24 protein-coding genes and 1 pseudogene are annotated in these 25,396 nt (G+C 65.5%); 6 read left to right on the top strand and 19 right to left on the bottom strand.

The annotated features are described in order from the left end of the window. Positions 1-57: 57 nt before the first annotated feature. A complete protein-coding gene (pabB, locus tag D1Y85_RS19155) occupies positions 58-1,929 on the top strand; it encodes an aminodeoxychorismate synthase component I (protein ID WP_124152652.1) in 1,872 nt (623 codons plus the stop codon). 50 nt (positions 1,930-1,979) lie between these two features. Here pabB and D1Y85_RS19150 read toward each other — a convergent pair whose 3' ends face one another. The 8 genes and pseudogenes from D1Y85_RS19150 to D1Y85_RS19115 all read right to left on the bottom strand — a co-directional run bounded on the left by D1Y85_RS19150 (position 1,980) and on the right by D1Y85_RS19115 (position 9,179). Continuing rightward, the gene (locus tag D1Y85_RS19150) at positions 1,980-2,210 is read right to left on the bottom strand and encodes a hypothetical protein (protein WP_124152651.1); all 231 of its coding nucleotides are present in this window, start codon (positions 2,208-2,210) and stop codon (positions 1,980-1,982) included. A 79-nt stretch (positions 2,211-2,289) separates the two neighbouring features. Then, on the bottom strand, positions 2,290-3,108 hold the full coding sequence (gene panB, locus D1Y85_RS19145; protein ID WP_124152650.1) for a 3-methyl-2-oxobutanoate hydroxymethyltransferase: 819 nt from the start codon (positions 3,106-3,108) through the stop codon (positions 2,290-2,292). A gap of 48 nt (positions 3,109-3,156) precedes the next feature. Further along, positions 3,157-3,846 (bottom strand): deoxynucleoside kinase, encoded by a 690-nt coding sequence (locus D1Y85_RS19140; RefSeq protein WP_124152649.1) that lies wholly within the window; start codon positions 3,844-3,846, stop codon positions 3,157-3,159. Beyond that, positions 3,843-4,397, bottom strand: a complete 555-nt coding sequence (gene folK, locus D1Y85_RS19135) for a 2-amino-4-hydroxy-6-hydroxymethyldihydropteridine diphosphokinase (protein ID WP_124152648.1) — start codon at positions 4,395-4,397, stop codon at positions 3,843-3,845. Before folK ends, D1Y85_RS19140 begins: the two co-directional genes overlap by 4 nt. Before the next feature lie 75 nt (positions 4,398-4,472). Next, positions 4,473-6,128, bottom strand: a complete 1,656-nt coding sequence (gene pcnB, locus D1Y85_RS19130; protein ID WP_124152647.1) for a polynucleotide adenylyltransferase PcnB — start codon at positions 6,126-6,128, stop codon at positions 4,473-4,475. Continuing rightward, a complete protein-coding gene (locus tag D1Y85_RS19125) occupies positions 6,125-6,811 on the bottom strand; it encodes a histidinol-phosphatase (RefSeq protein ID WP_124152646.1) in 687 nt (228 codons plus the stop codon). The genes pcnB and D1Y85_RS19125 overlap by 4 nt, the downstream gene beginning before the upstream one ends. 593 nt (positions 6,812-7,404) lie before the next feature. After that, positions 7,405-8,085: pseudogene (gene hda / locus D1Y85_RS19120) on the bottom strand (DnaA regulatory inactivator Hda); the annotation flags it as partial. Between the two features lie 17 nt (positions 8,086-8,102). Further along, positions 8,103-9,179, bottom strand: coding sequence for an AI-2E family transporter (locus D1Y85_RS19115; protein WP_124152645.1), 1,077 nt, complete (start codon positions 9,177-9,179; stop codon positions 8,103-8,105). 181 nt (positions 9,180-9,360) lie between these two features. Between D1Y85_RS19115 and purM the strand changes: the two genes are divergently transcribed. Beyond that, complete coding sequence (purM, locus tag D1Y85_RS19110; RefSeq protein WP_124152644.1) at positions 9,361-10,422, top strand: phosphoribosylformylglycinamidine cyclo-ligase; 1,062 nt, start codon at positions 9,361-9,363, stop codon at positions 10,420-10,422. Positions 10,423-10,527: 105 nt separating this feature from the next. On the opposite strand, the gene kynA is transcribed toward purM, so the two are convergent. Genes kynA through kynB form a run of 3 tightly spaced genes read right to left on the bottom strand, consistent with a single transcriptional unit; the run spans position 10,528 to position 13,441 of the window. Further along, a complete protein-coding gene (gene kynA / locus D1Y85_RS19105) occupies positions 10,528-11,469 on the bottom strand; it encodes a tryptophan 2,3-dioxygenase (RefSeq protein WP_124152643.1) in 942 nt (313 codons plus the stop codon). A gap of 24 nt (positions 11,470-11,493) precedes the next feature. Beyond that, the gene (gene kynU / locus D1Y85_RS19100) at positions 11,494-12,744 is read right to left on the bottom strand and encodes a kynureninase (protein WP_124152642.1); all 1,251 of its coding nucleotides are present in this window, start codon (positions 12,742-12,744) and stop codon (positions 11,494-11,496) included. A 58-nt stretch (positions 12,745-12,802) separates the two neighbouring features. Further along, positions 12,803-13,441 (bottom strand): arylformamidase, encoded by a 639-nt coding sequence (gene kynB, locus D1Y85_RS19095; RefSeq protein ID WP_124152704.1) that lies wholly within the window; start codon positions 13,439-13,441, stop codon positions 12,803-12,805. A gap of 132 nt (positions 13,442-13,573) precedes the next feature. On the opposite strand from kynB, the gene D1Y85_RS19090 reads away from it, so the two are divergent. Further along, the gene (locus tag D1Y85_RS19090) at positions 13,574-14,080 is read left to right on the top strand and encodes an Lrp/AsnC family transcriptional regulator (protein ID WP_124152641.1); all 507 of its coding nucleotides are present in this window, start codon (positions 13,574-13,576) and stop codon (positions 14,078-14,080) included. A 13-nt stretch (positions 14,081-14,093) separates the two neighbouring features. On the opposite strand, the gene D1Y85_RS19085 is transcribed toward D1Y85_RS19090, so the two are convergent. Then, the gene (locus D1Y85_RS19085) at positions 14,094-14,606 is read right to left on the bottom strand and encodes a flavin reductase family protein (RefSeq protein WP_124152640.1); all 513 of its coding nucleotides are present in this window, start codon (positions 14,604-14,606) and stop codon (positions 14,094-14,096) included. Positions 14,607-14,788: 182 nt separating this feature from the next. Here D1Y85_RS19085 and msrA point away from each other — a divergent pair, with 182 nt between their 5' ends. Beyond that, entirely contained in the window at positions 14,789-15,337 is a 549-nt protein-coding gene (gene msrA, locus D1Y85_RS19080; RefSeq protein WP_124152639.1) for a peptide-methionine (S)-S-oxide reductase MsrA, read from the top strand. Between the two features lie 90 nt (positions 15,338-15,427). Here the strand turns inward: msrA and D1Y85_RS19075 are convergent, their stop codons facing one another. The 3 genes from D1Y85_RS19075 to pdxH all read right to left on the bottom strand — a co-directional run bounded on the left by D1Y85_RS19075 (position 15,428) and on the right by pdxH (position 18,979). Then, the gene (locus D1Y85_RS19075; protein ID WP_425466951.1) at positions 15,428-16,816 is read right to left on the bottom strand and encodes a DUF72 domain-containing protein; all 1,389 of its coding nucleotides are present in this window, start codon (positions 16,814-16,816) and stop codon (positions 15,428-15,430) included. A gap of 8 nt (positions 16,817-16,824) precedes the next feature. Continuing rightward, on the bottom strand, positions 16,825-18,039 hold the full coding sequence (locus D1Y85_RS19070) for an SAM-dependent methyltransferase (protein WP_124152638.1): 1,215 nt from the start codon (positions 18,037-18,039) through the stop codon (positions 16,825-16,827). A gap of 304 nt (positions 18,040-18,343) precedes the next feature. Further along, entirely contained in the window at positions 18,344-18,979 is a 636-nt protein-coding gene (gene pdxH / locus D1Y85_RS19065) for a pyridoxamine 5'-phosphate oxidase (RefSeq protein WP_124152637.1), read from the bottom strand. 217 nt (positions 18,980-19,196) lie between these two features. On the opposite strand from pdxH, the gene tcdA reads away from it, so the two are divergent. Beyond that, positions 19,197-20,072: a tRNA cyclic N6-threonylcarbamoyladenosine(37) synthase TcdA gene (tcdA, locus tag D1Y85_RS19060; protein ID WP_124152636.1), complete on the top strand. Its 876-nt coding sequence runs from the start codon at positions 19,197-19,199 to the stop codon at positions 20,070-20,072. A 94-nt stretch (positions 20,073-20,166) separates the two neighbouring features. Here tcdA and trxA read toward each other — a convergent pair whose 3' ends face one another. Both trxA and D1Y85_RS19050 read right to left on the bottom strand, forming a co-directional pair. After that, positions 20,167-21,015 carry a thioredoxin gene (gene trxA / locus D1Y85_RS19055; RefSeq protein ID WP_124152635.1) on the bottom strand — a complete coding sequence of 283 codons (849 nt, stop codon included), beginning with the start codon at positions 21,013-21,015 and terminating at the stop codon, positions 20,167-20,169. Between the two features lie 86 nt (positions 21,016-21,101). Continuing rightward, a complete protein-coding gene (locus D1Y85_RS19050; protein WP_124152634.1) occupies positions 21,102-21,983 on the bottom strand; it encodes a pirin family protein in 882 nt (293 codons plus the stop codon). A 235-nt stretch (positions 21,984-22,218) separates the two neighbouring features. Between D1Y85_RS19050 and D1Y85_RS19045 the strand changes: the two genes are divergently transcribed. Then, the gene (locus D1Y85_RS19045; RefSeq protein ID WP_124152633.1) at positions 22,219-23,115 is read left to right on the top strand and encodes an EamA family transporter; all 897 of its coding nucleotides are present in this window, start codon (positions 22,219-22,221) and stop codon (positions 23,113-23,115) included. 131 nt (positions 23,116-23,246) lie between these two features. On the opposite strand, the gene D1Y85_RS19040 is transcribed toward D1Y85_RS19045, so the two are convergent. Both D1Y85_RS19040 and tsaE read right to left on the bottom strand, forming a co-directional pair. Further along, complete coding sequence (locus tag D1Y85_RS19040) at positions 23,247-24,815, bottom strand: N-acetylmuramoyl-L-alanine amidase (protein WP_124152632.1); 1,569 nt, start codon at positions 24,813-24,815, stop codon at positions 23,247-23,249. Continuing rightward, entirely contained in the window at positions 24,797-25,384 is a 588-nt protein-coding gene (gene tsaE / locus D1Y85_RS19035; RefSeq protein ID WP_425466950.1) for a tRNA (adenosine(37)-N6)-threonylcarbamoyltransferase complex ATPase subunit type 1 TsaE, read from the bottom strand. The genes D1Y85_RS19040 and tsaE overlap by 19 nt, the downstream gene beginning before the upstream one ends. Positions 25,385-25,396: the final 12 nt, after the last annotated feature.

The following is a 25,396-nucleotide window of genomic DNA, read 5'->3' as shown; positions in this document are numbered from 1 at the left end:
GCGGGTTTTACACCGGCGGCCGTCGTAGTGCCGCCGGACTTGTAGCAGGTAGCGTCTATGGCAGCGAATGACGGCGGCGCAGTGTTCGCGCTGCTCGACGATGGCAATTCGACTGCGGCGCGACGCACGAGTCGCCTCTACACGGGATTCGTGCGCGAGCGTGTCTGCAGCCGGCCGCAGGATCTCGAGGCGGTGTGCCGCGATGTCGATGACGATCTGCGTGCGGGGCTGCATTCGGTCCTGCTCGGCGATTACGCCTTCGGGCGCGATCTGCAGTTCGCGAGACACGATGCCTGGGAGTCCAGTGAAACGCAGTGCGGCGATGCCGGGCTGCGTTTTTTATTGTTCGAACGTTGTGAGCGACTGTCGCGCGAGGAAGCCGATGCCTGGCTCGCCGCGCGCGAAGGCTGTGACGCGCCCGCGCCGGCCGGTATTGCGGGCATCACGCCCGGCGTCGATCGTACGCAGTTCGAAGCGGATATCGAGGCCGTGCATGCGGCGCTGCGTGCGGGCGAGTCGTATCAGATCAATTACACCTATCGGCTGCAATTCGAGTCGTTCGGCGCGCCGCTTGCGCTATATCGGCGTCTGCGTGAGCGCCAGCGCGTGCCATATGGCGCGCTGATCGCGCTGCCGGGCGACCGCTGGGTGCTCTCGTGCTCGCCGGAACTGTTTGTCGAAAAGCATGGCGACACGCTGTGCGCAAAGCCGATGAAAGGCACCGTCGCGCGCGCGGAAGATCCGGAGGCCGATCGCGTTGCTGCACGGTTCCTCGCGAGCGATGCCAAGAACCGCGCCGAAAACGTGATGATCGTCGATCTGCTGCGCAACGACCTGTCGCGTGTGGCGCAGACGGGCTCGGTACACGTCCCCGCGCTCTTCAGCGTGGAAGCGTATGCGTCGGTGTGGCAGATGACATCGACGGTCGAGGCGCGTCTGCGTGCGCGGACGTCGTTCGCCGATGTCATGCGCGCGCTCTTTCCCTGCGGGTCGATTACAGGGGCGCCGAAGCACCGCACGATGGAGTTGATCGACGCGATCGAACATGGTCCGCGCGGTCTGTACACGGGGACGATAGGCTGGCTCGAAGCGCCCACTGGCGACGCATGCGGCGACTTCTGCCTCTCGGTCGTGATCCGAACGCTGACGCTCGATGCCCCCATGGCACCGGGCAGTGTGCGGCGAGGCGAAATGGGCGTGGGCGCGGGCATCGTGCTCGACAGCGTCGCCGCCGACGAATACGAGGAGACCCGTTTGAAAGCACGATTCCTGACCGGGGCCGATCCCGGCATTGAGTTATTCGAAACGATGTACGCGACGCGTGCCGACGGTGTGCGTCACATCGAACGGCATCTCGCGCGGCTCGCGGCGGGCGCCGCGTGGCTCGGCTTCGAATGCGACGTCGATGCACTGCGCAAGCGTCTTGCGACGACCTGCGCCGGGCTGCCCGATGGCGTGCCGCATCGGGTGCGTGTCGCGCTCGGCAAGGACGGTGCGGTGCAACTGAGCTTTGCGGTACTCGCGCCGTTGGCGGGTGAATCGGTCGGCGTGATGCTCGCGTCCGATCACGGTTTTGCACCGGTGGCCTCGGCCGACGCGCTACTGCTGCGCAAGACGACCCGCCGCGCCGATTTCGACCGTGCCTGGCGCGAGGCCGAAGCGCAGGGCGCCTTCGACATGCTGTTCTTCAACGAGCGCGGAGAGTTGACCGAAGGCGGGCGGACGAACGTGTTCGTCAAGCTCGACGGGAAGTGGTGGACGCCGCCGCTGTCGTCGGGCGTGCTGCCGGGTGTGATGCGAGCCGTGCTGCTCGAAGACGTGGCGCTGAATGCGCAAGAACGCGTGCTCACGCGCGAGGATGTGCAGAACGCGCAGGCGCTCATGGTTTCCAACGCGCTGCGTGGGGCGGTGGCTGCGCGGCTGGTTTGATGGTTCGCGGTGCGCACGGCATTCCATTGCGTGACGACTCCTGCCTGCGGTCATTTTCCGGCGTCGATGATCGCGTCAATCAGTTCCGAGCCGCCCTCGACGTCTTCATGTCCGACGAAACGCGATATCTCCATGTGGCCATCGCGAAACACGTCGATTTCGATCCGCTGACCGACGATTGTTACGGATACCAGAACACTTTCAGGCCGGTTGCGCTCAAGGGCGTAGTGGATTTTTGCGGCATCGAGTCTGTCCAGCAAGTCAAACAAGGGGCGGTCCATGTTTTGGCTCATCCATGAAATACATGAACAAAAGCCCAGGTTTGAGGCCTGGGCTTTGTCGGCAGTCCGGGGGGGACGATTACTGAAACGCGTGCTCAGGCCCAGGGAACGAACCATCCTTGACAGCCTTCACATAAGCAGCGACGGCCGACTCGATATTCGGCTGCCCCTGCATGAAATCCTTCACGAAGCGCGGACGCTTGCCGGGAAAAATGCCGAGCATGTCGTGCAGCACGAGCACCTGCCCCGAGCAGTCCACTCCGGCGCCGATCCCGATCGTCGGGACGCGCAGTTGCTTGGTGACCATCGCGCCGAGCGACGACGGCACCGCCTCGATCAACACCATCTGCGCGCCAGCGTCCTGCAGCGACTGCGCGTCGCGCAGCATCTGCGCCGCACCGCTCTCGGTCTTGCCCTGCACCTTGAAGCCGCCGAACGCATGCACCGACTGGGGCGTGAGGCCGATATGCGCGCACACGGGCACCGCGCGCTCGATCAGCATCTTCACCGTGGGCGCGAGCCATTCGCCGCCCTCGATCTTCACCATCTGCGCGCCCGCGCGCATCAGCTTCACCGAACTCGCAAACGCCTCTTCGGGCGTGCCGAACGTGCCGAACGGCAGATCGGCCATGATCAGCGCCGACGGTTGCGCGCGCGCCACGCATGCGGTGTGGTAGGCGACGTCGTCAAGCGAGACGGGCAGCGTCGTCGTGTGGCCCTGGAGCACATTGCCGAGCGAATCGCCGATCAGCAGCACGTCGACGCCCGCGCGGTCACACAGCGACGAGAAGCTCGCGTCGTAACAGGTCAGCATCGCGATCCGTTCGCCGGCGTCGCGCATGGCCTGGAGTTTGGGCACGGTGACGGCGCTGCGGCTCGTTTCCTGCAGGTAAGTCATGGGGGGCAGTCCGTTGTAAAGCAACTAAAAGTGAAAGGGCGCCGCCGCTTACGATGATGCGAGCGACGTGCCCATGACGAAGGACTCCTTGCGGCCGCGCATCGCTCCGATCCGGTCGGCGATTAGCGCAAGGTCCGCGTCGGAGTCGAGCGGGTTCAGGTGTTCGGCGCCGACGGTCAGCACCGGCGCATGGTCGTAATGATAGAAAAATTCGTTATAGCTGTCGCAGAGGGCGCGTAAGAATGCGTCGGTGATCGGCAACTCGGCGGGATTCGCGCGCTTCTGGATGCGTGCGTAGAGCGCCTCGGGGCTCGCCTGCAGGTAGACGACGAGGTCCGGCGCCGGCGCACGCGTGGCGAGCCGCGCGGCGAGCGCCTCGTACAGCGGCAGTTCTTCGTCGGTTAGCGTCAGGCGCGCGAACAGGTCATTGCGCTCGGCGAGGAAGTTCGTCACGAGCGGTGTGCCCGCCGCGCGCAGTGCCGCGACTTCGTGCGACAGGTGCTCGCGCTGGAGTGCGAAATGGAGCTGCGCGGCGAGGCCGTGACGCGACGTGTCGCGGTAGTAGCGTGCGAGAAATGGATTGGACGCGTTCGATTCGAAGAGCGTGCGCATCGCCCAGCGGTCGGCGAGGCGCGTGGCGAGCGTCGTCTTGCCCGCGCCGATCGGCCCTTCGATCGCGATGTGGCGCAACGGCGGACGCGTTATGCGCGTGGCAGTGGCAAGCGGCGGCGCGTTCATGGGCACGGACCGTCCGGCGTCGGGGTGTCCGGCGCACCGTCGATGGCGGGTGCGGCGCCAAAGCATTGGCACGGCGGCTTCACTTTCTCGATGCGCTGGTCCGCGACGGCGGGCAAGAGCGCGTTCGCGGGACCGTAACCGGGAATCACGAGACCGGGCTCGATTTCGACCGCCGGCACGAGCACAAAAGCGCGCATCGTCATGCGTGGATGCGGCACGATCAGGTCGGGCGTGTCGATCATGGCGTCGCCGAACAGCAGGATGTCGATGTCGAGCGTGCGCGGCGCGTTGCGAAAGGGACGCTCCCGGCCGAAGTGATGCTCGACGCGCTGGCAGAGCGCGAGCAGATCCCGCACGTCGAGACGGGTGTCGAGCTTCACGACGCAGTTGAAATAGTCGTCGCCGTCCGCGTCGATGGGCGCGGTGCGGTAGACACTCGACTTGGCGAGCACGGTGAGACTGTGCTGCTGTGCGAGGCACACCACCGCGTCTTTGAGGGTCTGGCGCGCATCCCCCAGATTCGCGCCGATTCCCAGCCAGGCAACTGTCATGGCTTCACTTCCTGCGACTGTCGTTTCCGGTTCGCCGGTTGCCCACGGACTGCTTCGTCCACGGCAACTGACGCGTCAATCCTCGTACGGACCGTCGTGGCTTGCGCGCTCCGATGCGTCCGTGTCCGCACCGGTTGCGCCGCCGTCAGCACCCTCGGCGCCCACGGCACCGTCGGCTGATTTGCGGTTTTTCGCGCCCCCGCGGCGGCGGCGCTTGCGCGCCGGACGTTCCTTGCCGCCCTGGGCGAGAAGCGTTTCACGCGCGGCTATGTCGCCGTCGATGAAGTCTGTCCACCATTCGCCGACCGTTGCATCGAGTTCGCCCGATTCGCAACGCAACAGGAGGAAATCATACGCTGCTCTGAAACGCGGGTGTTCCAGCAGCTTGAGCGCGCTGCGGCCGCGTTTTTCGAGGCGCTGCTGCAGGCTCCAGATCTCGCGCATGTCCGACGAGTAGCGGCGATGGATCGCGAGCTTCTCCGTCTGCGCGTCGAGCACGTCGTCCATCGCGTGATTGAGCGCGGGCACCGGATATTCGCCTGCCGCTGCGAATTGCTGCCAGCGCTGCTGGACGTCGTGCCAGAGCAGCGTCGCGAACAGGAAGCCCGGCGAGACCGGCTTGCCAGCGCGCACGCGCGCGTCGGTGCTCGAGAGCGCGAGCGAGATGAAGCGCTCGCCCTGCGGCTGCTCGAGGATCACGTCGAGCAGCGGCAAGAGGCCGTGATGCAGGCCTTCCTGGCGCAGCCATTTCACGCAGTCGAGCGCGTAGCCCGACAGCAGCAGCTTGAGCATCTCGTCGAAGAGACGCGCGGCCGGGACGTTGTTGATGAGGTCGGCGAGTTCCTTGATCGGCTTGCGCGTGTGGTCCTCGATCTCGAAGCCGAGCTTCGCCGCGAAACGCACCACGCGCATCATGCGCACCGGATCTTCGCGATAGCGCGTCGCCGGGTCGCCGATCATGCGGAGCAGGTGCGCACGCATGTCGGCCATGCCGTTGTGATAGTCGAGCACCGTCTGCGTCGACGGATCGTAGTACATCGCGTTGATCGTAAAGTCGCGGCGCGTGGCGTCTTCGTGCTGCTCGCCCCACACGTTGTCGCGTAGCACGCGGCCGCTCGAGTCCACCGCGTGCGTGCGGCGGTCGAGTTCCTCGCGGCGCAGACGCTTGGCGGGCGCGGCTTCGGCCGACGGTGCAGGCGGATCGACGAGCGCGCGGAACGTCGAAACTTCGATGATTTCCTGCCCGAACTGCACATGCACGATCTGGAAGCGCCGGCCGATGATCCGCGCGCGGCGGAAGAGCTTCTGCACCTGGTCGGGCGTGGCGTCGGTGGCGACGTCGAAGTCCTTGGGCGCCACACCGAGCAGCAGGTCGCGCACCGCGCCGCCCACGATGAACGCCCGGAAGCCCGCTTGCTGGAGGCCATCGGTCACGCGGACTGCGTTCTTCGAGATCAGTGCGGGGTCGATGCCGTGGATGTCGCGCGAAAGGATGACCGGCTCGGCGTTTTTCGCGGAACCGTTTGCAGACCCTTTAGCGGCGGCGCGGGACCTCGGCCCCTTCAGCGTTTTTTCGCCGGACGTGGCGGACGTGGTGGCCGGCTTGCGGCGCGTGCGGTGCGAGGTGTCGTCGTGTGCCGGCGCGGATGACGCATCGGCGGATGCGGCTTCTGCGGCCGCTTCGGGAGTGCTGTCCTGACCGAACAGCTTGCGGATGAGTTTCTTGATCACGATGCCTGGAACAAATCGAGGATGCGCCAGCCCGCCGATTGCGCGTGTGTGCGTAGCGTGGCGTCGGGGTTGGTCGCGATCGGGTCGGTGACCTTTTCCAGCAGCGGGATGTCGTTGTGCGAATCGCTGTAGAAGTAGCTGTGCTCGAAGTCCGACAACTTCTTGCCCAGCGATGCGAGCCATGCTTCGGTGCGCACGATCTTGCCTTCGCGATAGCTTGGCGTGCCGGTCGGGCGGCCGGTATAGGGCGAATCGGGATGGCCGTCCACCGTTTCGGCTTCGCAGGCGATCAGCTTGTCGACGCCGAACACTTCGGCGATCGGGCCCGTGATGAACTCGTTGGTCGCCGTCACCATGCAGCAGAGGTCGCCCGCGTCCTTGTGCCTGCGCACCAGTTCCATGGCGGCCGGCACGATCGCCGGTTTGATGACTTCGTGCATGTACTGGTCATGCCATGCCTTCAGCTGCTCGCGCGAATACTTCGCAAGCGGCGTGAGCATGGAGACGAGATACGCGTGGATGTCCAGCACGCCGGCCTTGTAGTCGGCGTAGAAGCGGTCGTTCTGCTTCGCGAAGCCTTCGGCATCGACGATGCCGAGCTTCACCATGAAACGTCCCCATTCGTGGTCGCTGTCGGTTGGGATCAGCGTGTGATCGAGATCGAAGAGTGCGAGATTAGCCATGGGCGCTCATTCTACTTGAAGCGGGTAAAGCCGTTGCCGGCGTCGGCGTTTGGGGCGCTCGGGGTGGTCTGGCCTTGCGGGCTGCCGGCTGGGGGTTCGCCCGTGGTGCGGTCCGGGGCTGCGGGTGCTTCGGGCGGTGCAAAGGGCCCGGCGGCTGCGTCAGGTGCGGCGGCATCTGCGTTGTCGCCGGCTTCGTCCCCCAGTTCGCCATTCAGTTCGCCGCTCACGTCAGCTTCGACTTCGCCAGTCAGCGCGCCGCCTAGTTCACGGTCTACGACTTCGCTGAAGCGGGCGCCGAGTTCGCCGTCGACGTTGTCGGTGGGTGTCACGAACGGCGCGGGCTGTGCAGCGCGTGCCCGCTCGCCTGGCGCTGCAACGCTCGCCCGGAACCCGGAACCGGCGGGCTGCGCGTGCTGTCTGGTTGCACCGGCGTCTTGCGTCGCGACCGGGCCGTCGCGTCCCGCGGATTCGTCAAATACCGGGTCGACGAGGGGCAGGTCGAGCTCGCCGTCGATGTCGATCGTCGATACCGTATCGCTGGCAACCCCGGCACCCGTTGCCGCCTCGTCCCCGCCAACGTCCGCGGGCAAGCCCGCCGCGAGCATCGTGCGCAACAGCGGCAGCGTTACCGCGCGCTTCTGTTCGAGCGAAAAGCGGTCGAGCGCGTCGAGCAGCGCCATGAGGCTCGGCATGTCGCGCCGGAAGTGCGTGAGCAGATAGGCGGGCACGTCGTCGGCGAGGGCGATGCCGCGCTCGCGCGCCGCCTGTTTGAGCACGGCGGCCTTGCCATCGTCGGCGAGCGGCGCGAGATGGAACACGAGCCCCCAGCCGAGCCGCGTGCGCAGGTCCTCGCGCACCGCGAGGCCCATCGGGGCGGTATCGCCGGTCGCGACGAGCGCGCAGGTCGGATGCGCCCGTACCTCGTTGAACAGGTTGAAGAGCGCAATCTGCTGCGCGCCCGAGAGCGCGTCGCAGTCGTCCACGGCGTAGATCGCCACGCGCGGATCGAAGCCGAACGCGGCGAGCGCGCTCTGCGGCCCGAGGTAGCGCGCGTGGCCCGGCGCCGCCGCGTGGACGAGCGCGTGCAGCAGATGGCTGCGCCCGTTACCGGGCTCGCCCCAGATGTAGAACGTGCGGTCGGCGACGGGGCCGGCCGCGAGCGCGGCGTCGAGCCCCGAGAGGCGCGCGACCAGCTCGGCGTTGGCGCCGGTGTGGAAGTTGTCGAAGGTCGATGGCGGCGGGGTGCCGAGATCGAGCGTTAGCTGTCGCTGCACGTTGGTTCAGCCGGAAATCAGTTCTTGTAGAGCGCGCTGTCGAGGTAACTGCGCCGCAGTTCGCGCAGTGCGATCGCGAGGATCGCGCTGGCGGGCAGCGCGAGCAGCACGCCGAAGAACCCGAACAGTTGCCCGAACGCGAGCAACGCGAAGATCACCGCGAGTGGGTGCAGCCCGATGCGCTCGCCGACGAGGCGCGGCGTCAGGAAGAACCCTTCGAGGACCTGGCCGATGCCATACACCACCGCGACCGCGCCGAAGCCATACCAGCTACCGAACTGCAGGAGCGCGGCGATGAGCGCCAGCACGAGGCCCGTCGCGAAGCCGAGATAGGGTATCAGCACCGCGAGGCCCGTAAAGACGCCGACCGGCACCGCGACCTCGAAGCCCGCGATCGAAAGCGTGATCGCGTACCAGGTGGCGAGGATCGCCATCACGAGCAACTGGCCGCGCAGGTATTGCGCGAGCATGCGGTCCATCTCGCCCGCGAGTTCCGTCGTGCGCGCGAGCCAGCGGCGCGGGATGATGTTCTGCAGGCGCGCGACCATCGCGTTCCAGTCGTAGAGCAGATAGAACAGCACGAGCGGCACCAGCACGACGTTGCTGACGACCGAAATCATCACGTTGCTGCTCGTGCGTACCGACGCCCACGCGTAGAGTGCAATCGACTGTGCGCTGCCTTCGAGCTTGCTTGTCGCCATGTCGCGCAGGCTCTGGAAGTCGAGCATGTTCTCCATGCCGAGGAGGGCGAGTTTGGGTGTCAGCCAGTCGTGCAGATGGGTGAGCATCACGGGCACCTGCTGCTTGAGTTGCGGCCCTTCTTTCTGGATCACGGCGAGCAGCAGCACGACCAGCATCGTCACGACGAGGGCGAACAGCACGATCATGACGAGCGCGGCGAGGCCGCGCGGCACGCGGCGCCGCACGAGCCACGCGACGCCCGGCTGCAGGATATAGGCGAGGATCGCGCCGAGCAGAAAGGGCGTGAGGATCGGACCCAGCAGCCACAGCACGATGCCGAAGGCGAGCGCGAGCGCTGCCCAGACGGCGGCCTGGCGCTGGTACTGCGTAAAAAACGGTGTATTCGGCGACAAAACTTGGTTTTCCGCGTGGTTTTCCGGTCGTTGGGCGGGCCGATAAGGCCGGTTTTGGGCAACTCGGGCCGCTTAAGGCCGCGCGGGACGCCGCAGTGGGAGCATTTTGCAGCCCGGCAGCGGCGGCGGGGTGCCGTCAATCGGTTAAAATCGCATTTTACCGACCTTCTGGCACTTCCCCATGAATCAACCGAAATCCGACCAGGCCGCCGGCGCCCAGGGCCTCTCGTACCGCGACGCCGGTGTGGACATCGACGCGGGCGACGCGCTCGTCGAGCGCATCAAGCCCTTCGCGAAGAAGACGATGCGCGAAGGCGTGATGGGCGGCATCGGCGGATTCGGCGCGCTCTTCGAGGTGTCGAAGAAGTACAAGGAGCCCGTGCTCGTGTCGGGCACCGACGGGGTCGGCACGAAGCTGCGCCTCGCCTTTGATCTGAACAAACACGACACGGTCGGCCAGGATCTCGTCGCGATGAGCGTGAACGACATCCTCGTGCAGGGCGCCGAGCCGCTCTTCTTCCTCGACTACTTCGCGTGCGGCAAGCTCGACGTCGACACGGCCGCGACGGTCGTGAAGGGCATCGCGCAAGGTTGCGAACTGGCGGGCTGCGCGCTGATCGGCGGCGAAACGGCCGAAATGCCGGGCATGTACCCCGATGGCGAATACGACCTCGCGGGCTTCGCGGTCGGCGCGGTTGAAAAGAGCAAGATCATCGACGGCAGCACGATCGCCGCGGGCGACGTCGTGCTCGGCCTCGCTTCCAGCGGCATCCACTCGAACGGTTTCTCGCTCGTGCGCAAGATCATCGAGCGCACTCAACCGGATCTGAACGCCGATTTCCACGGCCGCTCGCTCGCCGACGCGCTGATGGCGCCCACGCGCATCTACGTGAAGCCGCTGCTCGCGCTGATGGAAAAGATGGCCGTGAAGGGCATGGCGCACATCACGGGCGGCGGGCTGGTCGAGAATATTCCGCGCGTGCTGCGTGAAGGCCTTACCGCCGAACTCGATCACAACACCTGGGGGCTGCCGCCGCTCTTTTCGTGGCTTCAGCAGCACGGCGGCGTCGCGGATGCGGAGATGCATCGCGTGTTCAACTGCGGCATCGGCATGGCCGTGATCGTGTCGGCTGATCAGGCGGATGAGGCCGTTCGACTGCTCGCCGCCGCGGGCGAGCAAGTGTGGAAGATCGGCGTCGTGCGCGCAAGCAAGGAAGGTGAAGCGCAGACCGTGGTGATCTAAGTCCCCAGCCCTCGGGCGCACCCGATTAATTCGCGCCGGTCAGGCAAGCCCTTCAGGGGCTGTCTGCCGGCGCGAAGTCGTTTGTGGACCTGCCCGACACGTGCGTTACAGCACCGTGCGCACGTGCCAAAGCTCCGGGAACAGCACGACGTCGAGCATCTTGCGCAGATAAGGTGCCCCGGCGGTGCCGCCGGTCCCCTGCTTGAAGCCGATGATCCGCTCGACGGTGGTGACGTGGCGGAAGCGCCACTGCCGGAAGGCGTCTTCGAGATCGACGAGTTCTTCGGCCATTTCGTATAAATCCCAGTACTGCGAAGGATTCCGATAAACCTCGAGCCATGCGGCTTCGACGGTTTGATCGTGTTCCGTGGGCAGCGTCCAGTCACGCGCAAGCCGCTCTGGCGCAATCGCGAAGCCGCGCCGCGCGAGCAGGCGGATCACTTCGTCGTAGAACGACGGCGCTTCCAGTGACGCCTTCACCTGCGCAAGAATCTCGGCGCGGTGTTCGTGCGGCTTGAGCATCTGCACGTTCTTGTTGCCGAGCACGAATTCGATCTGCCGGTACTGGTACGACTGAAATCCCGACGAACTGCCGAGGTAGGGGCGCATTGCCGTGTACTCGGATGGCGTGAGCGTCGACAACACATTCCACGCCTGCACGAGTTGCTCCATGATGCGCGAGACGCGCGCGAGCTGCTTGAACGCCGGTTGCAGTTCGTCGCGATGCACATTTGCGAGCGCCGCGCGCAGCTCGTACAGCGCGAGCTTCATCCACAACTCGCTCGTCTGATGCTGGACGATGAACAGCATCTCGTTGTGATCGGGCGAGAGCGGGTGCTGCGCATTGAGCACCGTGTCGAGCCCGAGATAGTCGCCGTAGCTCATCGACTTCGAGAAGTCGAGCTGCGCGTCGTGCCATCCATCGTCGCGTGTTGCGTCCGGTGCTGCGGGTGCGCTCGAAAAGGGGCATCCACCTGATGGTGCGGTCGGTGCGTTCGCGGTTTCTCCCGCGTTTGGCATGCCGGGAATCTGCATGTGATCGGTCATTTCTGGGTCTCCCATCCCGTGCAATCAGGTCACCGCGCCACGCGCGGCGAATTCCGGCTTGCGCCAGCTTTCGGTTACGAGTATGTCGCGCAGCGTTTCCACGGTGTCCCACACGTCCACGAAGCGCACGTAAAGCGGCGTGAAGCCGAAGCGCAACACGTGCGGCTCGCGATAGTCGCCGATCACGCCACGCGCAATCAGCGCCTGCATCACCTCGTAGCCATGCGGGTGCTCGAAGCTCACATGCGAGCCGCGCCGCGCGTGCTCGCGCGGCGTGACGAGCGTGAGGTTCAGACCGGCGCAGCGCGTCTGTACGAGTTCGATGAAGAGATCGGTGAGCGCGAGCGATTTGCGGCGCACGGCCTGCATGTCGGTTTTCAGGAATACGTCGAGTCCGCATTCGACGAGCGCCATCGAAACGATCGGCTGCGTGCCGCAAAGGAAACGCCCGATGCCGTCGTCGGGGCGGTAGTCGGGGCTCATTTCGAACGGTTTTTTGTGACCCCACCAGCCGGAGAGCGGCTGCGAGAACGCGTTCTGATGGCGCTTCGGCACCCAGATGAATGCGGGCGAGCCGGGGCCGCCGTTGAGGTACTTGTACGTACAGCCGACGGCGTAGTCGGCGTTGGCGTCGTTCAGGCCGACGCCAACCGCACCCGCCGAATGCGCGAGGTCCCACAGCGCCAGCGCACCGCGTGCGTGCGCGAGTTCGGTGAGCGCGCGCATGTCGTGCATGTAGCCCGTACGGTAGTTCACGTGCGTGATCATCGTGACGGCGACATCGTCGGTGATCGCCGCGGGCAGTTCGGCGGGGTCGTCCACGAGGCGCAATTCGTAGCCGCGGTCGAGCTGTTCGATGAGGCCCTGCGCGATGTAGAGATCGGTCGGGAAATTGGAGCGTTCCGAGACGATCACGCGGCGCTTCGGGTCGCGTGCGTTCTGCACGCGCAGCGCCGCCGAGAGCGCCTTGAAGAGATTCACCGAAATCGTGTCGGTGACGACGACTTCGTCTTCGGCCGCGCCGATCAGGGCGCCGAGCTTGTTGCCGAGCCGGCGCGGCAATGCGAACCAGCCGGCGGTGTTCCAGCTGCGGATCAAGCCGTCGCCCCATTCGGCGCCGATCACGGTCTGCGCGCGCGCGGCGGCGGCTTTCGGCGGCACGCCGAGCGAGTTGCCGTCGAGGTAGATCGTGGCAGGCGCGAGCGCGAATTCGTCGCGCAACGCGGCAAGCGGGTCTGCGCGGTCTAGCGCCTCAGCTTCTTTGCGGTCGTTCATGGGTATCTGCGGTTGGGCGGGTCTTGATCGGTTCGAAAAATCATTTTCAGTTCGTGCTTCACGCCTTGCGCGGCAGCGCGCGCAGCACGGCGCGCACTGGGCTTGCATCAAGTGTGGCGAACTTGAGCGGGAGCGCAATCAGTTCGTAGTCGCCGGGCGCGATGGCGTCGAGCACGATGCCTTCGAGAATCGCCATGCGATGCGCGCGGATGCGGTGGTGCGCGTCCATCGTCTTCGATTCCTGCGGATCGAGCGACGGTGTGTCGATACCGATAAGGCGCACGCCGCGCGCGGCAAAGAGGTCGATCGTCTCTGGCGCGACCGCGCAGAACGCGCTGTCCCAGCGGTCGATCGGCGCTTGAGCATAGGTGCGCAGCAGCACGCGTGGCGGCAGATCGTCGAGCGCGTGTTCGACGTCCTCAGGCCGCACGAGCGGCGCAGCACCGATGCAATGGATCACGCGGCACGCGCCGAGGTAGGCGTCGAGCGGCACCGCGCCGATCGGCGCACCGCGCTCGTCGTAGTGCAGCGGGGCGTCGGTGTGCGCGCCCGTGTGCGGCGAGAGCGTCACGCGCGCGACGTTCACGGGCGAGCCGGCTTCCATCCGCCAGACACGCTCCACGCCGACCAGCGTGTCGCCGGGCCAGACGGGCGTGTCAGGGTGGATAGGCGGGGAAATGTCCCAGATGTCGTTCATCACATTGATCTGCATTCTCTCCTTGTGCTTCGAATGATAGACAAGCTAGAGTGAAATGTGATTGCGAAAAAATCGCCGCTAACTACAACTGTTGGCACATAATTCAAGCCAAGCCGGGAATGGGGACCAAATATGAATGCAATCTCGCTCGACGCCACTGATTGCCGTATTCTCGCCGTGCTGCAGAACGAGGGGAGGATCAGTAACCTCGATCTTGCCGAACGTATTTCGTTGTCGCCATCGGCGTGTTTGCGGCGTCTGCGGCTACTGGAAGAGCAGGGTGTGGTGGAGCGCTATCGCGCGTGCCTGAACCGGGAGGTTCTCGGTTTCGAGATGGAGGCGTTCGTTCAGGTGTCGATGCGCAACGACCAGGAAAGCTGGCACGAGCGCTTCGTGAGCGCGCTGCGCGACTGGCCGGAGGTGGTGGGCGCGTACGTTGTGACGGGCGAGACGCACTATCTGCTGCGCGTGCTCGCACACAACCTCAAGCACTATTCGGATTTCGTGCTCAACAAGCTGTATAAGGCGCCGGGCGTGATGGACATACGTTCGAACATCGTCCTCACGACGCTCAAGGTCGAGGCGGGTGTGCCCGTCGACCTGATCCAGCAGAAGGAGCCGAAGAGCGTCGTCGTGTGAAGCCGGCGCGGCCTCAGAGCGGCTGGATCTGATGGAAGTCGCCGCCGTGGAAGACGAGCGGCGACGCCTTTGCGATGTCCTCGCGTATGCCGCAGCGCTCGACCTCGCCGACGAAGATCACGTGATCACCTTCGTCGTAGCGACTGCGGTTGTGGCACTCGAACCAGGCGAGCGCGCCGTCGAGCACGGGCATGCCGCTGTCGCCGGCCGCGTGCGAGACGCCTTCGAAGCGGTCGCCCTTCACGGTCGCGAAACGCTTGCAGAGGTCGAGCTGCGACGCGGCGAGCACATTCACCACATAATGGCTGTTCGAGCGGAACACCGGCATCGACGCCGACCGCGTGGCGAGGCTCCACAGCACGAGCGGCGGACTCAGCGATACCGAATTGAACGAGCTGGCGGTGATGCCGATCAGCGAGCCGTCGGGCGCTTTCGTCGTGATGACCGTGACACCGGTCGCGAACTGGCCGAGAGCGCGGCGGAAGGCGGCGTCGTCGAAATTGGGCGGGTTGGCGCGGCGGGTCATCGGAGTGCGGGTCCGTTTGCGGGGCGCACACCGTGTGCGAAAAAAGAGAGAGTCGGGATCAACGTCATCTGGAAAAGCGGCAAAGTGTCGCAATTTTAACGGAAGCGGCGGATAACCGCCTTCCGGTCCGGTGCGCACGGCTGATCGCGGACGTCGGGTCACATTCTCAAGGAGTCGGCAGCATGAGTCAGACAATCGAAGTCGCCACGCTGGGCGGCGGGTGCTTCTGGTGCCTCGAAGCCGTGTATTTGCGCGTCGATGGCGTGCTTTCGGTCGAATCGGGCTACGCTGGCGGCCAGGTCGCCAACCCGAGCTATGAGCAGGTTTGTGACGGCGATACGGGACACGCGGAGGTCGTCAAAGTGGCTTTCGATCCGGCGAAGATCAGCTATCGCGAGATCCTCGACATCTTCTTCGCGATCCACGATCCGACCCAGCTCAACCGGCAGGGCAACGACGTCGGCACGCAGTACCGATCGGTGATCTTCACGCACTCCGAGGCACAGCGCGAGACGGCTCTGCAGGCGATCCGCGAACTGGCTGCTGAAGGCGTCTACAGCGGGCAGATCGTTACGCAGGTGGTGCCGCTCGACGGCAACTATTTCCCCGCAGAGGCGTATCACCAGAACTACTTCGCGCAGCATCCGGAACAGGGGTATTGCGCGTTCGTCGTCGCGCCGAAGGTCGCGAAGTTTCGCCAGAAGTTCGCGCACCGGCTCAAGGCTGAGTGAGCGGGCGGCGCCCGCAGGCTTTCACGGGGGCAGGGTGGCGCACGACCAAGGTTTTTATCGCGCGCACGCCGTACCGCGCAGGTACGGAACTCAACCGGCCACGGCGCCCGAGGAATCATCGCTCGCGGGGGCCGCTTCCGAACGCAGCCGCACAAACTCATCCGCGATCGCGCGTGCCAGCTTTGCGCACGACAACGGTGCCGAGCCTTCCGCCTTGTTGTTCGTCGTGATGAGCACGCTCTGGCCCGCGAGCGCGTAGCGCGCGGCCAGTTCCGCGAGCGCGTCGCGGGTGTGGGGGTCTTCGTCGATGAGCTTGTCGAATGGTTCGTAACGCGCCTTCGCCTGCTCGTAGCGATAACCGCTGTGCAGGCTCCAGCGCACGATCAGTGGACCGGCGGGTGTCTCGCCGTCCATCAGCGCGAGCGCCGTGGCCTGGCGCAGCGGGTCCGGCATGCGCGCATGCAACCCCACGCAATAACGCACGCCAGCCGTACGCAGTGTTCGGACGAAGCGCGGCGTGAGCAGGCTCGCATCGCGGATCTCGACCGCGTAGCAGGGGCCGTCGGGCGTCGGCGGCAGCGCAGGCAGGGCCGTGAGGAACGCGTGCAGGCGCTCGATGAGAGCGGCCGGGTCGGCGAGCAGTTGATCCGGCAGCGGCGGAAACTGGAACACGAGCGCACCGGCTTTCAGGCCGAGCCCCGCAAGACACGGCTCGACGAATTCGCTCGCCGCCAGTTGCGCGTTCAGGAAACACGGATTCGCGGCGACCGGTTCGCCGCGCTCGCCGCGCACGCTGGCGTCGGTAATTGACGCGGGCGCCTTCACGATGAACCGGAAGTGGTCGGGCACCTGCTGCGCGTAGCGCAAGTAATCGGCGACGGAGAGCGGCGCGTAGAACGAGCGGTCGATACTCACGGAGCGCAGCAACGGATGCGCACCGTATGCGGCAAGACCGTCCCGCGAAAGTTTGCCGTTGCTGTAGTCGTCGCCGTAGACGATGCCGCGCCAGCCCGGAAACGACCACGACGACGTGCCGAGGCGCACTTGCGGCGGCAGCTCGGTGGCGAGGTCCAGCGTCGCCTGATCCGCTACCGTGGGGAGCACGCCGCGGGCGCGGCGCTTCGGGGCGGGCGGGGCAGATGCGGCGGGGCGCACGGGCGCTTGCGCTTCGGGAAAGCCTGCGAATTCCGCGTTCGCGGGGACGGCATCGGCCCGGACCAGCGCGGGATTTGGGCGCGGCGGCCGCGGCGCGATGGCCTTGGGCGCCGGTTCAGGTGCGACGAAGCCGAACAGGTCGGTTTGCGCGTTATCGACGCCAACCCCGACTCCGGCCGCGGCGTGAGTCTCGTCCGTCGCGTCGATGGCGACTCCTGGCTCCAGGGTGTTTCGGTCATTCATACGTATGCGGTCGTGCTGTTCCGGCCGGCTGCGTCGCAAGCCCCTGCGGTAGCGCAGGTCGATAACCCTGCGCCGCACCATGGATCACGTCACAGCGTCCGTTCGTACATGTACCGGCGCGACCATGGCAGCGTCGCTGCGCTGCGGCCGGCCTTGCGGCAGACGATCTGGTAGATCGACACGTCGTCGTGCTCGAACGCGTAGGCGCAACCCGCCAGATACACGCGCCAGATGCGGAACTTCTCATCCTCGACGAGCTTTTTCGCCTCGTGTGCGCGCGCTTCGAAGTTCTCTGCCCACAGATCGAGCGTGTGCGCATAGTGACGGCGCAGGCTCTCGACGTCAACCGCTTCCAGCCCGCCGCGCTGCGCGGCTTCGAGCGCGAGGCTGATGTGCGGGAGCTCGCCGTCCGGGAACACGTAGCGGTCGATGAATTCGCCACCACCGAGCGCGGTTTCGCCACTGTCCGCGTCCGACGACGTGATGCCGTGATTCATCGCGACGCCATCGTCGACGAGCAGGTCGTGCACCTTCTGGAAGTACTCGGGCAGCTTCTTGCGCCCGACGTGCTCGAACATGCCGACGCTCGTGATGCGATCGAACTGGCCTGCGATGTCGCGATAGTCCTGCAGACGGATCTCGATGCGATCTTCGAGGCCGGCTGCCTTCACGCGTGCGGTCGCGAGGTCGAACTGGTTCTGCGAGAGCGTGACGCCGACGCATCGCGCGCCGAACTTCTGTGCCGCGCGCAGCACGAGCGCGCCCCAGCCGCAGCCGATGTCGAGCAGACGCTGGCCCGGCTGCAGTCCGATCTTGGTGAGAATGTGGTCGATCTTCTTCAACTGCGCGGTGGCGAGGTCTTCGTCACCATGCTCGAAGTACGCGCACGAATAGACCATGTTCTCGTCGAGCCACAGCTTGTAGAACTCGTTCGAGACGTCGTAGTGATACTGGATCGCCTTTTTGTCGGTGCTCTTCGAGTGCGTGAAATAGCGACGCGCGCGTGTGAGCTTGCCCGCTTTCGTGACCGTGCTGCGCGCGAGCGAAAAGCTGATGTCGATGATATCGGCGAGCCTGCCTTCGATGTCGATCTTGCCTTTGATGTACGCCTCGCCAAGATTGTCGAGGCTCGGATCGAGCAAGAGCGGCAGCGCGGACGCGCTGTTGACCTTGAGCGTGACGTGAGGCGCAGCGAAATGGCCGAAATCGTACTGCTGGCCGCTCCACAGTACGAGACGGGCGGGCAGATTGGCCTTGTTGCGTACTTCATCGACCCACCGTGCGATCTTCTTCTCCCAGAACATGCGTTTCCCTCCGTGTCGATACAGAGTTAGCGCTTAGGCACTTACTCCGGTCCCATGCGAGATGGGGGTGGTTCAATCAACGACTGAAGCCCAAAGACAAAAACGGATTGCAGGGTGAACTACGCGGTAAAGCGGATGGACTGCTGTTGGTGCGCGGCGACTCGCGACTTGAGGCGCCGCGACGATGCGACGGTACATCAGATCACGGCAACGGCGGGTGAAGCGTGACGCGGTGAAACGGTGAATGCAGCGGTGAAGCGCGGGCGGCCGCGCTCCGGCGCCGCCGCCCGCTGGTGCTGGTGCCTTACGGCGCGAGTCGCTCGATGCGCCATCCGGCGCCCTCGCGTGCATAACGGATGCGGTCGTGCAGCCGCGACGGGCGGCCTTGCCAGAACTCGACGGCATCCGGCACGAGCCGGTAGCCGCCCCAGTGCGGCGGCCGCGGCGGGTTCTCGCCGAACTTCCCAATGATTTCACGCTCGCGCACTTCTAGTTCCGTGCGGCTGCCGATCACGGCGCTCTGCGCGGACACCCACGCACCGATGCGCGAGCCGAGCGGGCGCGAGTGGAAATACGCGTCGCTTTCCTCGTCGCTGGTTTTCTCGACCCTGCCTTCGATGCGCACCTGACGCTCGAGTTCGATCCAGTAAAAGAGCAGGCTTGCGTGCGGATTGGCCGTGAGCTCGTGGCCCTTGCGGCTCTCGTAGTTCGTGTAGAAGACGAAACCGTGCTCGTCGACGCCCTTGATGAGCAGGATGCGTGCGGCTGGCCGCCCGTCGGCGTCGACGGTGGCGACCGTCATGGCGTTGGGCTCGGGCAGCTTCGCGTCGATCGCCTGGTTGAACCAGGTCTGGAACTGGCGGATGGGATCCGCGTCGACGTCGGCGGCGTCGAGCGAGCCAAGTGAGTAGTTCTTGCGGAGGTCGGCGATGGTTGTCATGTTTTATGCAGGCACTTCAGTGCAAACAAGTATAGGGCGAAGAACAAGAAACGCTATGCGCGCGATCCCGAGGTGACGAGCGGGGCTGCGGGCGCGGAACGATTGTGTCCGATCAGGCAAAATACGGGTCACGCCTTTTTTCGCGGACACATGCGCTTGATGCGCGCTTGATGCATATTTCGGTCCGCGGTGAGGCTCGTTTTGGAACTCCATCGACATGTCCAGTACCCCGATTTCGCCGCAGACCGATATTACCGCGCTCCTCGCAGCCGATGAAGCCGATAGAGCCCGCCGGTTCGGCGGCGTGGCGCGACTTTACGGCGCGCCCGCGCTCGCCGCTTTCGAGCGCGCGCACGTCGCGGTGATCGGCATCGGCGGGGTCGGATCGTGGGTGGCCGAGGCGCTCGCGCGCAGTGCGATCGGCACGCTCACGCTGATCGACCTCGACAACGTCGCCGAAAGCAATACCAACCGCCAGATCCATGCGCTCGACGGCAACTACGGCAAGCCGAAGGTCGAAGCCATGGCCGAGCGCATCAGGTTGATCGACCCGGCGTGCGATGTGCGGCTCGTCGAGGATTTCGTCGAACCGTCGAACTTCGATGCGCTACTCGGCGGCGGGTTCGACTACGTGATCGACGCCATCGACAGCGTGCGCACAAAAACGGCGCTGATCGCATGGTGCGTGGAGCACCGGCAGCCGCTCATCACCGTGGGTGGCGCGGGCGGACAGCTCGACCCGACGCGTATCCGTATCGACGATCTCGCGTTCACGATCCAGGACCCGCTGCTCTCGAAGGTGCGCGGCCAGTTGCGCAAGCACCACGGCTTTCCGCGCGGGCCGAAGGCGAAGTTCAAGGTGAGCGCCGTGTATTCCGACGAGCCGCTCATCTATCCCGAAGCCGCGGTGTGCGACGTCGATCCCGAGGCCGAGCATGTCACCACGTCGCCGGGGCATCATGCGCCCGTTGGCCTGAATTGCGCGGGCTTCGGGTCGAGCGTGTGCGTGACGGCGAGTTTCGGTTTTGCGGCGGCGGCGCATGTGTTGCGGGCGATCGCGGTTGGAGCCACTGCGGGAACCACGACGCGTTGAACTTCGGCGCGGTGCGCTTTCGTGCATAAAAAAACGCACGGTCCATGAGGACCGTGCGTTTTTCGTTTCGGCTGGCGCGTCGTGCGGCGTCGTATCAGTTCAGCGTCATGCTCAGCTTGCGTCGCCACTCGCTCACGAGCTGCGGTTGATGCGCGGCGAGATCGAACACCGAAAGCATCGTCTTGCGGCCGATATCGTCGCGGAACGTGCGGTCGTGCTTCACGATTTCCAATAGATGCTCGAGCGCCTCTGCATACTTGCGACGCGCGATCAGGGCGTTCGCCAGGTCGAAGCGCGCTTCCAGATCCTCGGGATGTGCGGCCACCTGCGCTTCGAGCGCGTCGGTGGGCGGCAGGTCCGCGGCGGCGTCGAGCGCCTCGAGGCGTGTCTTGATCGCGTTGAAGCGCGGATCGACGCCCTGCGTGGTCTTCGGCGAGAGCAGGTCGACTTCGTTGCGCGCTTCGTCGGTGCGGTTGTCGGCGAGCAGCATCTCGATCAGGTCCATGCGCGCGTCGTCGAATCCCGGATCGTAGGCGAGCGCGGCCTGCAGCGCCTCATAAGCCTCTTCGCGACGGCCCTCGGCGAGCGCTTCCTGGGCCGCGTTGCGCTCGGTTTGGGCGACGTCGGGAATCAGGCCGTCGATGAACTGGCGCAACTGGCCTTCGGGCAGCACCCCGATGAACTGGTCGACGGGCTGTCCATCGACGAACGCGACGACGTGCGGAATGCTGCGCACCTGGAAGTGTGCGGCGAGCTCCTGGTTTTCGTCGACGTTCACCTTCGCGAGCTTCCACTTGCCCGCGTATTCGGCTTCGAGCTTTTCGAGCATCGGCCCGAGCGTCTTGCACGGGCCGCACCACGGCGCCCAGAAGTCGATCAGCACGGGCGCGAGCGTCGACGCTTCGATCACGTCCTTTTCAAAAGTGGCCAGTGTGGTGTCCATTGCGTCCTCGTAGGGTTTGGTCTGTCGCGGCATGATTTGGGGACGAAACTCACGAGTTCAATCCGGCGGCCGGGGTGTCCAGTCCTCTATTGCGGTTTTTTCTCCGGCAGCGGAATCCATTCGGTTTCGCCGGGGACTTGTCCCATTTCCTGGCGCATCCACGCGGCCTTCGCGGCTTCGATCTTCTCGCGCGAACTCGACACGAAGTTCCACTCGATAAAGCGCTCGCCCGCCAGTTTCTCGCCGCCGAGCAGCATCACGCGTGCCCCCTTGTCGCTCGCGAGCGTGACGGTTTCGCCGGGCACGAGGACGGCCATCGTCGCGGTATCGAGCGGTGTGCCGTCGATCGACAGATCGCCGTCCACGAGATACACGCCGCGTTCCTCGTGCTCCGCGTCGAGCGCGATGGCGCCGCCCGGCGCGAACGCGGCTGCGACGTAGAGCGTGCCCGAAAAGGTCTCGACGGGTGAAGTCTTGCCGAACGCGGTACCTGCGATGACACGCATCGTCACGCCATTGCGTTCGATTTGCGGGAGCGTTTCGGCTGCGTGATGGAAGAACGACGGGTCCGTATCCTCATGATCGAGCGGAAGCGCCACCCAGGTCTGGATGCCGTGCATGGTCAAGCTTTTCGGAAGATCTTCCTCGGGCGTGCGCTCGGAGTGGACGATGCCGCGACCCGCGGTCATCCAGTTCACGTCGCCGGGGACGATCTTCTGCTTCGAGCCGAGGCTGTCGCGGTGCATGAGCGAGCCGTCGAAGAGATACGTGACGGTGGCGAGGCCGATGTGCGGATGCGGACGCACGTTGACGCCCGAGCCCGGTTCGAGCGTGGCGGGGCCCATGTGATCGAAGAAGATAAACGGGCCGACAAGGCGCGCGGCGAGCGCAGGCAGCACACGCCGCACGAGCAGGTTGCCGATGTCGCGCGTATGGGGCTTGAGGACCGCTTTGATCGCTGAGGACATGAATGCTCTCTTGAGGGTCGGACGGCACGGAAACGGGCCAAACGCGCGACTCCATGTGCGGCTGTATGCGCGGCCGGCGCGGGCGAGTACGGCTTGCCGGGTGAGGCCGCGCAACCCGTTGCGGCGGCCTCGCAGGCGAGCCCTCATTCTAGCGCCCGTCCGGGTGAGGCGCTGCACGAGCGCGCGGCTGCCGGTACACTCGTAGGCTCAAAAAAAAATCGACGTGGAGTGGACGATGTCGCCAAAGGATCTGTTGCTGGCGCTGGTAGTCGTGCTGGCGTGGGGCGTGAATTTCGTGGTGATCAAGGTGGGTCTGCACGGCGTGCCGCCGATGCTGCTCGGTGCGCTGCGCTTTATGCTGGCGGCCTTTCCGGCCGTGCTGTTCGTCAAGCGCCCGAAAATCCCGCTGAAATGGTTGCTCGCCTACGGAGTGACGATCTCATTCGGCCAATTCGTCTTTCTCTTTTACGCGATGTCCGTGGGCATGCCGGCCGGGCTCGCCTCGGTCGTGCTCCAGGCGCAGGCGTTCTTCACGCTCGGCTTCGCGGCGCTCTTTCTGCACGAGCGCTTTCATGCGCCGAACGTGATCGGCCTCCTGATCGCGGCACTCGGCCTCGCGCTGATCGGCATGCAGTCGACCGCGGGCGGCGGCGCGCAGGCCATGACACTCATGGGTTTCGCGCTCACGCTTTGCGCCTCCGCCATGTGGGCGCTCGGCAACATTGCCATGAAGAAAGTGGGGCGGGTCGATCTGGTGGGGCTCGTCGTGTGGGCGAGTCTGATTCCGCCGATACCGTTTCTCGTCCTGTCGTATTTCGTCGAGGGGCCGCAGCGCATTGCGGGCGCGCTGGAGGGGATCGGGATGCAGTCGGTGCTCGCGATCGTTTATCTCGCGTTCGTTGCGACGCTGCTCGGCTACAGCCTCTGGGGACGCCTGCTCTCCAGATATCCCGCGAGCCAGGTCGCGCCGTTCTCGCTGCTCGTGCCGATCATCGGGCTCGCTACGGCCTCACTCACGCTCGGCGAGCGTCTCACTGTGGCCGAGATCGGCGGCGCCGCATTGGTGATGGGCGGACTCTTCGTGAATGTGTTCGGCGGCTGGGTTCGGCAGCGCTTCGCGGCCGCGCGATGAGCGTGTTCGTGCACGCGCGGTGAGGTGAGCGCGGCGGTATCACACCAGGAAAAACGCCGCGCGCCATCAAGGCCGCGCGGCGGGCAGGGTGCATGACGTGGCAGGGCGCACGCTGAAACGCGCCTCGCCCCTCACGTCATGCGATTCTTCGCAAGCGGCGGATTCGCCGCGAAATAGCGCCTGATGCCCTTGAGTATCGCGTTCGCCATCTTGTCGCGATATGCGTCGTCGTTGAGCTTCTGCTCTTCTTCCGGGTTGCTGATGAATGCGGTCTCGACAAGGATCGACGGAATATCGGGCGCTTTGAGCACCGCAAATCCCGCCTGCTCGACCGAGCCCTTGTGCAGCTTGTTGATCTCACTGACTTCGTTGAGCACGAAGTTTCCATAGCGCAGCGAATCGCGGATCTGCGCCGTCGTCGACATGTCGAAGAGCGCGCGGTTCACGGCGGCATCGGCGGTCTTGATGTTGATGCCGCCGATCAGGTCCGACGAGTTTTCCTTGTTCGCCATCCAGCGCGCCGCGGCGCTCGACGCGCCGTGGTCGGACAGCGCGAACACCGACGAGCCGCGTGCCTCCGGCGTCGTGAACGCATCGGCGTGGATCGACACGAAGAGGTCCGCGCCGACGCGCCGCGCCTTCTGCACGCGTACGTTGAGCGGGACGAAGAAATCGGCGTCGCGCGTCATCATCGCGCGCATGTTGGGTTGCGCGTCGATCTTCGCGCGCAGCTTCTTCGCGATGTCGAGCGCGACGTGTTTTTCATACGTACCCGCGCTACCGATCGCGCCTGGATCTTCGCCGCCGTGGCCGGGGTCGATCGCGACCGTCAACAGACGTAGCGTGCCGCCCTTATCCGGCTTCGGCGCGACGAAGCCGTAACTGTCGTCGCTGCTGCCGCTGTCGTTCTGCGCAAGCGCAGGCGCTTTCGGTGCGGACTTCGGCGCGCGTTGTGCGATGACCGGGGGCGCAGCCGGCGCGGGACGCGGCGCGGCCGGATTCGCGGGCGCGCCGGACGTGGCGGGCGTGTTCTGATCGTCGCTCTGCGCGTAGCGCTGGAAGAATGCGTCGCTGTTGTCGGCGCCCGGCGCGTTCGGCGCTGCCGAGGGGCCCGCGAGCGTCGACGGCGGCACGTCGTGGCGTAGCGCCTCGTTCGCTTCGAGTTGCTGCTGCTTCTTCTCGGTCTGCGCGATCAGGTCCATCAGCGGATCGGGCGCAACGGCAGGGTACAGGTCGAACACGAGCCGGTACCGGTACGAGCCCACCGGCTGCAGCGCGAACACCTGCGGTTTCACCGAGCCCTTGAGGTCGAACACCATGCGCACGACGTGCGGCTGATTCTGGCCGACGCGCACGGCCTGGATCTGCGGATCGTTCGGCGTGATCTTCGAGACGAGGTTTTTGAGGGCGTCGTCGAGGTCGAGACCGTTGAGATCCACGACGAGACGATCCGGGGCCTTGAGCATCTGCTGCGTGGTCGCAAGCGGCTGGTCCGATTCGATCGTGACGCGCGTGTAATCGCGCGCGGGCCACACGCGCACACCGATCACCGACGCCGCCAATGCGAGGCGCGGCGCCGCGAGGCCGAGCACCAGCGTGGACGCGCCCGCCTTCAGGATCTGCCGGCGCCGCCAGTTGTGCGTGGCTGAGGCGGCCGATTCGATCGAGCGGAACGGTTTGATTAACATCTTTCTAGACATGCCTTTCCTGATGCGCTGTATGCGTAGGCGGTGAGCACGCGGCCCTCGCCTTGTTCCCCAGGTTCGAGCGAAAACACGAGGTCCGGCACGCCGAGCAGGCCGCCCGCGCGTTGCGGCCATTCGACGAGACACACCGCGCCGCCCGCGAAGTATTCGCGAAAGCCGGCGTCGGCCCATTCAGCCGGATCGCTGAACCGGTACAGATCGAAGTGATAGAGCTGGAGCGCCCCGTTCGCCGTCTCGACCGTGTACGGCTCGACGAGCGTATAGGTGGGGCTGCGCACGCGTCCCGCGTGGCCGAGTGCGCGCAGCGTTGCGCGCACGAGTGAGGTCTTGCCCGCGCCGAGGTCGCCCAGCAACTGGACGTGCAGGCCGTGAAAGGGCGTTGTCTGTGGCGTTTGCGCGGCTTGCATGCATTGCGCGCGACAGGCTTCGAGCGCGCGGGCAAAGCGCGCGCCGAACGCGTCCGTGGCCGCCTCGTCCGGCAGTTCGAAGCTGCGTTCGAGCAGGATCGCGGCAAGCGGATGCGACTCTTGTTCTTGACCGGGCATGACGGACGTAAGGGACATTCTCGTAAAATG

It is taken from the genome of Paraburkholderia dinghuensis (assembly GCF_003837865.1).
GTDB lineage: Bacteria > Pseudomonadota > Gammaproteobacteria > Burkholderiales > Burkholderiaceae > Paraburkholderia > Paraburkholderia dinghuensis.
The sequence above is the reverse complement of the archived record's forward strand: the minus strand, read 5'-3'. Positions and strand labels throughout refer to the sequence as shown.

What these genes read in the sequence shown, in the direction of transcription:
- pabB (WP_124152652.1), top strand. Translation starts at nt 58, where the DNA reads ATGGCAGCGAATGACGGCGGCGCAGTGTTCGCGCTGCTCGACGATGGC.
- D1Y85_RS19150 (WP_124152651.1), bottom strand. Translation starts at nt 2,210, where the DNA reads ATGGACCGCCCCTTGTTTGACTTGCTGGACAGACTCGATGCCGCAAAA.
- panB (WP_124152650.1), bottom strand. Translation starts at nt 3,108, where the DNA reads ATGACTTACCTGCAGGAAACGAGCCGCAGCGCCGTCACCGTGCCCAAA.
- D1Y85_RS19140 (WP_124152649.1), bottom strand. Translation starts at nt 3,846, where the DNA reads ATGAACGCGCCGCCGCTTGCCACTGCCACGCGCATAACGCGTCCGCCG.
- folK (WP_124152648.1), bottom strand. Translation starts at nt 4,397, where the DNA reads ATGACAGTTGCCTGGCTGGGAATCGGCGCGAATCTGGGGGATGCGCGC.
- D1Y85_RS19125 (WP_124152646.1), bottom strand. Translation starts at nt 6,811, where the DNA reads ATGGCTAATCTCGCACTCTTCGATCTCGATCACACGCTGATCCCAACC.
- purM (WP_124152644.1), top strand. Translation starts at nt 9,361, where the DNA reads ATGAATCAACCGAAATCCGACCAGGCCGCCGGCGCCCAGGGCCTCTCG.
- kynA (WP_124152643.1), bottom strand. Translation starts at nt 11,469, where the DNA reads ATGACCGATCACATGCAGATTCCCGGCATGCCAAACGCGGGAGAAACC.
- kynU (WP_124152642.1), bottom strand. Translation starts at nt 12,744, where the DNA reads ATGAACGACCGCAAAGAAGCTGAGGCGCTAGACCGCGCAGACCCGCTT.
- kynB (WP_124152704.1), bottom strand. Translation starts at nt 13,441, where the DNA reads ATGAACGACATCTGGGACATTTCCCCGCCTATCCACCCTGACACGCCC.
- D1Y85_RS19090 (WP_124152641.1), top strand. Translation starts at nt 13,574, where the DNA reads ATGAATGCAATCTCGCTCGACGCCACTGATTGCCGTATTCTCGCCGTG.
- D1Y85_RS19085 (WP_124152640.1), bottom strand. Translation starts at nt 14,606, where the DNA reads ATGACCCGCCGCGCCAACCCGCCCAATTTCGACGACGCCGCCTTCCGC.
- msrA (WP_124152639.1), top strand. Translation starts at nt 14,789, where the DNA reads ATGAGTCAGACAATCGAAGTCGCCACGCTGGGCGGCGGGTGCTTCTGG.
- D1Y85_RS19075 (WP_425466951.1), bottom strand. Translation starts at nt 16,816, where the DNA reads ATGGTGCGGCGCAGGGTTATCGACCTGCGCTACCGCAGGGGCTTGCGA.
- D1Y85_RS19070 (WP_124152638.1), bottom strand. Translation starts at nt 18,039, where the DNA reads ATGTTCTGGGAGAAGAAGATCGCACGGTGGGTCGATGAAGTACGCAAC.
- pdxH (WP_124152637.1), bottom strand. Translation starts at nt 18,979, where the DNA reads ATGACAACCATCGCCGACCTCCGCAAGAACTACTCACTTGGCTCGCTC.
- tcdA (WP_124152636.1), top strand. Translation starts at nt 19,197, where the DNA reads ATGTCCAGTACCCCGATTTCGCCGCAGACCGATATTACCGCGCTCCTC.
- trxA (WP_124152635.1), bottom strand. Translation starts at nt 21,015, where the DNA reads ATGGACACCACACTGGCCACTTTTGAAAAGGACGTGATCGAAGCGTCG.
- D1Y85_RS19050 (WP_124152634.1), bottom strand. Translation starts at nt 21,983, where the DNA reads ATGTCCTCAGCGATCAAAGCGGTCCTCAAGCCCCATACGCGCGACATC.
- D1Y85_RS19045 (WP_124152633.1), top strand. Translation starts at nt 22,219, where the DNA reads ATGTCGCCAAAGGATCTGTTGCTGGCGCTGGTAGTCGTGCTGGCGTGG.
- D1Y85_RS19040 (WP_124152632.1), bottom strand. Translation starts at nt 24,815, where the DNA reads ATGTCTAGAAAGATGTTAATCAAACCGTTCCGCTCGATCGAATCGGCC.
- tsaE (WP_425466950.1), bottom strand. Translation starts at nt 25,384, where the DNA reads ATGTCCCTTACGTCCGTCATGCCCGGTCAAGAACAAGAGTCGCATCCG.